A 6,238-nucleotide genomic window follows, 5' to 3' on the forward strand; every position below is an offset into this window, starting at 1 on the left:
GGACGAAGTTGGGTGGGGTGTTTCGTTCAAATCTCGGAGACCACACTGCGACGCCTACAAGAGTGGTCGGCGAGGACGCCCGCGGCGGTGGCAATGCAGGGTGTTGTGAACGGGGTTTCCAGCCCCGGCTTACGGCAAACACGCGGTCTCAGAAGTTGATCCACGGACTTCGCCGAAATGGATAATACCCCGGCCTTGCGGGGAAGTCTGCAAAACGGTTCACCGGACGCATATTTTTCCCGATGTGCAGGGTTGGGAAACGGCCGGGGACTCACAACAGGTCGGGACGGCGTTCGCCGGTGACTTTTCGGCGTTGCTCGGCCCGCCAGGCGGCAATTCTGCCGTGATCTCCGCTGCGCAGCACGTCGGGCACCGCCCTGCCACGCCATTCCGCCGGCTTGGTGTACTGCGGGTGCTCGAGCAGACCGTCCTCGAAGCTTTCGTCGGCCGCCCCGTCGGCATGCCCCAACACACCCGGGAGCAGCCGGATCACCGCGTCGACCATCACCATCACCGCCAACTCGCCCCCGCTGAGTACATAGTCGCCCAGGCTCACTTCCAACGGCCGGTACTCCTCGGCAAAGCGCTCATCGATGCCCTCGTAGTGCCCGGCGATGAACAGCAGACGCGACTCGGCGGCGAACTGCTTCACCAGGTCCTGGGTCAACGGCACGCCGCGCGGACTGGTGAGAATGCGGCGTGCGGGCCGTGGATCGAGGGCTTCGGCGTGGTCGACCGCCGCGGCGAGAACGTCCGGCATCATCACCATCCCCGGCCCCCCGCCCGCCGGACGGTCGTCGACCTTCTTGTAGCCGGTCTTTCCGAACGGGCGGATATCGGTCAGGTGATACTCGACAGCCCCCTTGCTCACGGCACGGCCGGGAATGCTCGTCTCGAGCACTGGGCCGAACATCTCCGGGAAGAGGGTGACGATGTCGATGCGGAGGGGCATGGCGATAACGCGAAGAACCCACGCCGGACGGCGTGGGCTTTCGGAAGATCAATGGTATGGCCGGGCGACGGGACTTAGCCGTCGGCTTTCTCTTCGCCCTCAGCCTTGGGCTTCGGCTTGCCGGGCTTGGGCAGGCGGAGCTGTTTGTGCTCGACGCCTTCTTTCTTGAGCAGGCTGCTGACGGTCTCGGACGGGATCGCACCGGTATCGAGCCAGTAGGTGGCCCGCTCGATATTCAGGTTGGTCCGCTTCTCACCCTTGGGCAGCATCGGGTTGTACCAGCCAAGCTCCTCGATCGGCTTGCCGTCGCGGGGCGAACGATCGTTGAACGCACAAAGGCGGTAAAACGGACGCTTGGTCCGACCCATTCGTTTGAGACGCAGCTTGACGGCCATTGGACGGGCAGGATAGGCAGGCCGGCCGCTGAGAGGCAAATACGAAAGCGGATTGGCTTAGAGCACCCGCATCAACACCCGGCGACTGCCGGTGTCGAGGGTTTCGAGCGGAGGCAGTTCGTAGACGGTGCCGGAGGTGTCGCGGATGGTGTGTCGACCGTCGCCGAGCCGGCGGATGTCCTCGCGCTCCTGCACTTTGAACTCCGTCGCCCCGCGGTCGGTGTCGACTTCCCATTTCATGTACGCACTGGCAGTGTGCAATCGGGAGACCCGTCGGATCTTCGGGATGAACGTGTTACGCGCCAGCCAGCCTTCGATCGCCTGCCGGTCCGGCCGTGACAGGTCGTTGAGATCATCGACATGGACGAGTTCGTCGCCATCGCGGTTGCGGATGCTGACGTGCTCGTTCGGGTTGGTCCACGGGAAGTTGCGGACGGCGGTGACGTCGTCGGCCTTCTCGACACCGTCGCACAGCACGTGCAGCCGGCCCTGGTCGTCGAGGGTGAAGGTGAGTTCGGTGCTCGTGGTGTCGAGCGTGGCAAGTGCGTGGACCATCGGAAAGCTCCGGTTCGGTTAGCCCGTTCGTTCAAATACGTGCATAAGACACGCATGATGCGCGGGCGTCAGTGCATTTCTCCGTTGTGATCTGCGAAGTACATAGCGACCGATCCATCTCCAACTCTTGCATCGGTTATTCGGGCCGGTCGGTTCAATCTCATGCGGCGGCAATCGGCTCGCCATCGGCCTGCTCGACCATCCCGTCGGTCGCAAGCCGCAACTGAGTGCGGACGAGCTTGGCGTAGGTGCCGTCGTCGTTGGCCAGCAGTTCGTCGTGGGTGCCGGTCTGCACGATCTGACCGCCGTCGAGCACGACGAGCATGTCCGCGTTGCGGATCGTGCTGAGGCGGTGCGCGATCGCGAACACGGTGCGACCCTCGACGAGGTTGTCGAGCGCTTCCTGAATCTGTCGCTCGGTATCGGTGTCGACGCTGCTGGTCGCTTCATCGAGAACGAGGATTTTCGGGTTGTGCAGGATCGCGCGGGCGATGGAGACGCGCTGACGTTCACCGCCGGAAAGGCTTTGGCCGCGCTCGCCGACGATGGTGTCGTACGCGTCGGGGAGTTTGCAGATGAACCCGTGCGCGTTGGCCGCGCGGGCCGCGGCGATCACGTCGGCGTCGGTCGCCTCGGGCCGGCCGTAGCGGATGTTGTCGGCGATCGTCCCGTAGAACAGGTACGGCTCCTGCAGTACCACGCCCACGTGACTCCGTAGCCACTGCAAATCCAGATCGCGGACGTCATGCCCGTCGACCTTGATCGCGCCGTCGGTCACGTCGTAGAACCGGCTGATCAGGTTGACGAACGTCGACTTACCCGCCCCGCTGTGGCCGCAAAGCCCGACCATCATGCCAGGCTCGACGGTGAGCGACACGTCCTTGAGCGCGGCCTTCGCGCCCTCGTAGCTGAACGACACGTGCTCGAACTCGACCTTGCCCTCGAGCTTCTCGGGCGTGATCGCGTCCGGCTTGCTGGCGATCTCCGGCTTCGCATCCAGCACCTCGAACACACGCTGCGCACTAGTCGCGGCACGGGTGACGATGCGCTGCTTCTGCACGATCTCGATGATCGCCATGTGGAAGAACCCGGTGATCATCAGAAACGACATGAGCGTGCCGATGGTGTGATCGCCGGACCGATCCGCCGCGTCGATGATGAGCCAGCCGCCGCCCAGCAGGATGATCACGCGCGTGAGCATCATCACGCCATCGACGACGGGTTGGAGGTTGACCCAGACGTTGACGGTGTTGAGCTCGTCGTCGGTGAAGTCGCGGTTGCGGGTGCCGAACTTCTGCGCCTCGCGCCCCTCGGCACCGAACGCCTTGACGACCTTCACCCCCGGCAACGCGTCACCGACGATCGCCGTCAGCCGGCCCCAGTACGTCCACAGACGCCCGAACATGTCGGTCATCTTCTTGGTCTTCCACCACGTCAACACCGCGACCGGCGGCAACGGTGCCAAGGCGATCAGCGCGAGCGTCGGGTTCGCCCAGAACATCCAGATCCCAGCCGCGACCATGAGCAGCACGCTGCGCAGCTGCTCGATCGAGCCGAAGACGATGAAGTCCCAGAGCCGGTCGGTGTCGGAGGTGACGCGCGTGATCAGCGAGCCGACGCGGTGCTTGCCGAAGTACCGCATCGAGAGCGAGTGCAGGTGGACGTAGACCTTGTTGCGCAAGTCGCCGGCGACATGGGATCCGACATGCCCGAGCAACCGCAGGCGTGCCCACATCGCGAAACTCATCAGCACGATCGCCACGGCATACGCGGCCGACCAGCCGAAGAGCCGGGCGATCTGCGTCGCGCGATCGACTTCGTAACCCGGGTCGATCGCGTCGTCGATGAGAAACTTCGTGATGATGCTCGGCGCGACCGTCGCGGCGGCGCTCACGACCGTGAACACGACCGCACCCAACAAATGCCAGCGGTACGGCCGCGCGACTTCGTACAAACGGAACAGAACCCGCTTGCTCTCGTCGGCCGGCTCATCATCGCCCACCGCTTCGAGCGCCTCGGCCCGATCAAGCCAGTTGTCCTTGCCGTCGATCCGCCGCTGCACGTGCCGGGCGAAACGATTCATCTCGCGTCGGCGCTTGCGGCTGAAGCGTGCCGTCGCCAGAACGCCGTCGGCACCGATGAACTGCACCTCATCGACGCCGAGGCCTTCGATGGTCTTCGCCTCGGTCAGCTCGCCGATCGGCAACACACGACCATCGCCGAAGCGGACCGCGTCGGCGTCGAGTGTGATGGTTTGTTCCGCGAGTTCTCCGCCCTCACCAATGTCGAAGCTCGCGGTATCGGAAGTAGCCGCGTGCATGGGGAGAGCGTAGGCGGCTGCCGCGTGGGCCTCGGCGCTAAACTATTTTCGTGAACCGCCCCGCCCGCGATCCCGGCAAACGCCCCGTGTTGCTCGTGACCGGCGGTGCCAAGCGCGTCGGGGCCGAGTGCTGCCGACACTTCGCCCGGCTCGGGTACGACATCGCACTGACCTATCGCAACAGCGAGGCCGAGGCGAACGCCCTCATCGCCGAGCTCCCGACCAAAGCGATCCCGATCCGGGCAGACTTCACGCCCGACGGCGTGGTCGACGCCGTGGCCGATGTTACGGAGGCGGTCGGCGAGCACTTCGGCCGGCTCGACATTCTCTTGCACAACGCCTCGCTCTACGAGCCGAGCAACCTCTGGGACACAACCGTCGAGCAACTACGACGATTCATGACCGCCCACGTCGAGGCACCGCTACTACTCACACGGGCGCTGGTTCCGCTCCTGAAAATGGGGACGGACCCCTTGGTCTGCTGCGCGACCGACATCCAGGTCGATCGGCCGTTCCCCGAGTATGCCGGGTACTGCGCGAGCAAGGCGGCGCTTGCGAACCTCGTCAAGTCCATGGCCCGCGAACTCGCCCATACCGACGCAACAAATGCCATCCGCGTCAACGCCATCGCCCCGGGCGTAGTCGAGTGGCCGCCGGGCACCGAGCAGGCGGAGATCGACACGTACCTGGGCCGGGTTCCGCTGGGCCGTAGCGGCGAGCCGGCCGACTTCGCGGGCGCCCTGGAAGCACTCGCGAACATGCCGTACGTCACCGGGCAAACGATCAACGTCGACGGCGGCCGAAGCATCCGGGCTTGAATCACTTCCGCACAGCACCCACCGCGCTCCAGATGAATGTGACTGCCCCGAGACCATGGGCGATTTGCCAGAGCCAAAAGCCGACCATCAATTGCCTTACTTCGCTCTCGTCGAAAGCCACCACGCACAAGGCGGCGGTCACGCACCAACTCATCGTGTAAACAGCGGCTCCAGCAATCAGTAGCCAAGACTTGCCCCACCGATGGATCAACCAGAACGAAGCGGGTGAGAAACAAAACACCAGGTTGGTCGGGTACCAATAAAAACCGAAGATCGCCGCAACAATCCCTGGAATATAGCTATCAAAAGTGATCGTGTTGTTCGAGTAGGCGTGGAAGGCTGGTAGTACCAGCGATACCAAAAAACAAACCTGCGCGGCGATCAGCACGCGCTTGGAACCTGGGCGAACCGCAAACGGTCTGGGCTGCCCGGACTCGGGGCCTGCATAGTTGAGGACGACGTGGCGATTCATCACGACGCCCCCGACAGAACTTCATCGATCACGGTCGCGCAAATCTCACTGTCGAACCCCCGTCGGGCGAGCATGCCGTAGAGCCGGCGCTTCTTCGTCGCGTCGTCAAACCGTGTGAGCGTGCGCAGCTTTTTCGCCGCCAGGTCCCGCGCGACCGCGACGTCGTCGTGCTCTTCGTACACCTTCTCGACCGCCGCAGCGGCGGTCTTTTCATCGACGCCGACCTTGCGTAGCTCGGCCAGTGCCCGCCGGCTGCCGTGGCCACGGGCCTTGGCGGCGTCCCGTGCCTTGGCCTCGGCGAACGCGGCGTCGTTCAGATAGCCGAGACGGCGCAGCTCCTCGACGACCGCATCGATCACCGCCGGCGGGAAGTCACGCCGCTTGAGCTTGGTGCGGAGTTCGCTCTCGCCCTGTAACCGCATGGACAGCAGCCGCGTCCCCGCCTCGAACGCCTCGGCCCGAAGCTCGCCCTGCTCGATGTCCGCCCGCAGTTCGTCGGTCAACTCCGTGCCGATCCCGAGGCCACGAGCCGCCACCACGCTGTCACTGAGCCCGAACGCGAACTTGCCGTCGAGGTAGATGTTCGACCGGTTCTTCCGCCGCTTCTGCGGCGAGATGGCGGTGATCGTCGGCACGGCCCGATGTTATGCCAAAGCACCGCGATCCCCGACACGCCACTTGCGAACGACCATACCGCACGACACCATCTGCGTATGAAAGCAGTCC

Annotated in this window: 7 protein-coding genes; 1 reads left to right on the forward strand and 6 read right to left on the reverse strand. The window is 64.4% G+C overall.

Going from position 1 to position 6,238, the window contains the following annotated elements; all coding sequences use genetic code 11:
- Window positions 1–271: 271 nt before the first annotated feature.
- The 4 genes from trmD to AAGD32_18210 form a co-directional block, all read right to left on the reverse strand.
- Window positions 272–952 (reverse strand): tRNA (guanosine(37)-N1)-methyltransferase TrmD, encoded by a 681-nt coding sequence (gene trmD / locus AAGD32_18195; GenBank protein MEM8876181.1) that lies wholly within the window; start codon window positions 950–952, stop codon window positions 272–274.
- A 74-nt stretch (window positions 953–1,026) separates the two neighbouring features.
- A complete protein-coding gene (gene rpsP, locus AAGD32_18200; protein MEM8876182.1) occupies window positions 1,027–1,347 on the reverse strand; it encodes a 30S ribosomal protein S16 in 321 nt (106 codons plus the stop codon).
- A gap of 57 nt (window positions 1,348–1,404) precedes the next feature.
- A complete protein-coding gene (locus tag AAGD32_18205) occupies window positions 1,405–1,902 on the reverse strand; it encodes a DUF1854 domain-containing protein (GenBank protein ID MEM8876183.1) in 498 nt (165 codons plus the stop codon).
- A 160-nt stretch (window positions 1,903–2,062) separates the two neighbouring features.
- A complete protein-coding gene (locus tag AAGD32_18210) occupies window positions 2,063–4,222 on the reverse strand; it encodes an ABC transporter ATP-binding protein (GenBank protein ID MEM8876184.1) in 2,160 nt (719 codons plus the stop codon).
- Window positions 4,223–4,272: 50 nt separating this feature from the next.
- On the opposite strand from AAGD32_18210, the gene AAGD32_18215 reads away from it, so the two are divergent.
- The gene (locus AAGD32_18215) at window positions 4,273–5,040 is read left to right on the forward strand and encodes an SDR family oxidoreductase (protein MEM8876185.1); all 768 of its coding nucleotides are present in this window, start codon (window positions 4,273–4,275) and stop codon (window positions 5,038–5,040) included.
- A gap of 1 nt (window position 5,041) precedes the next feature.
- On the opposite strand, the gene AAGD32_18220 is transcribed toward AAGD32_18215, so the two are convergent.
- Together AAGD32_18220 and AAGD32_18225 are read right to left on the reverse strand one after the other, a co-directional pair.
- Window positions 5,042–5,512, reverse strand: a complete 471-nt coding sequence (locus AAGD32_18220; protein ID MEM8876186.1) for a hypothetical protein — start codon at window positions 5,510–5,512, stop codon at window positions 5,042–5,044.
- Window positions 5,512–6,147: a RecX family transcriptional regulator gene (locus tag AAGD32_18225; protein MEM8876187.1), complete on the reverse strand. Its 636-nt coding sequence runs from the start codon at window positions 6,145–6,147 to the stop codon at window positions 5,512–5,514. Before AAGD32_18225 ends, AAGD32_18220 begins: the two co-directional genes overlap by 1 nt.
- Between the last annotated feature and the right edge of the window lie 91 nt (window positions 6,148–6,238).

Source organism: Planctomycetota bacterium (assembly GCA_039182125.1).
Classification (GTDB): domain Bacteria; phylum Planctomycetota; class Phycisphaerae; order Tepidisphaerales; family Tepidisphaeraceae; genus JBCDCH01.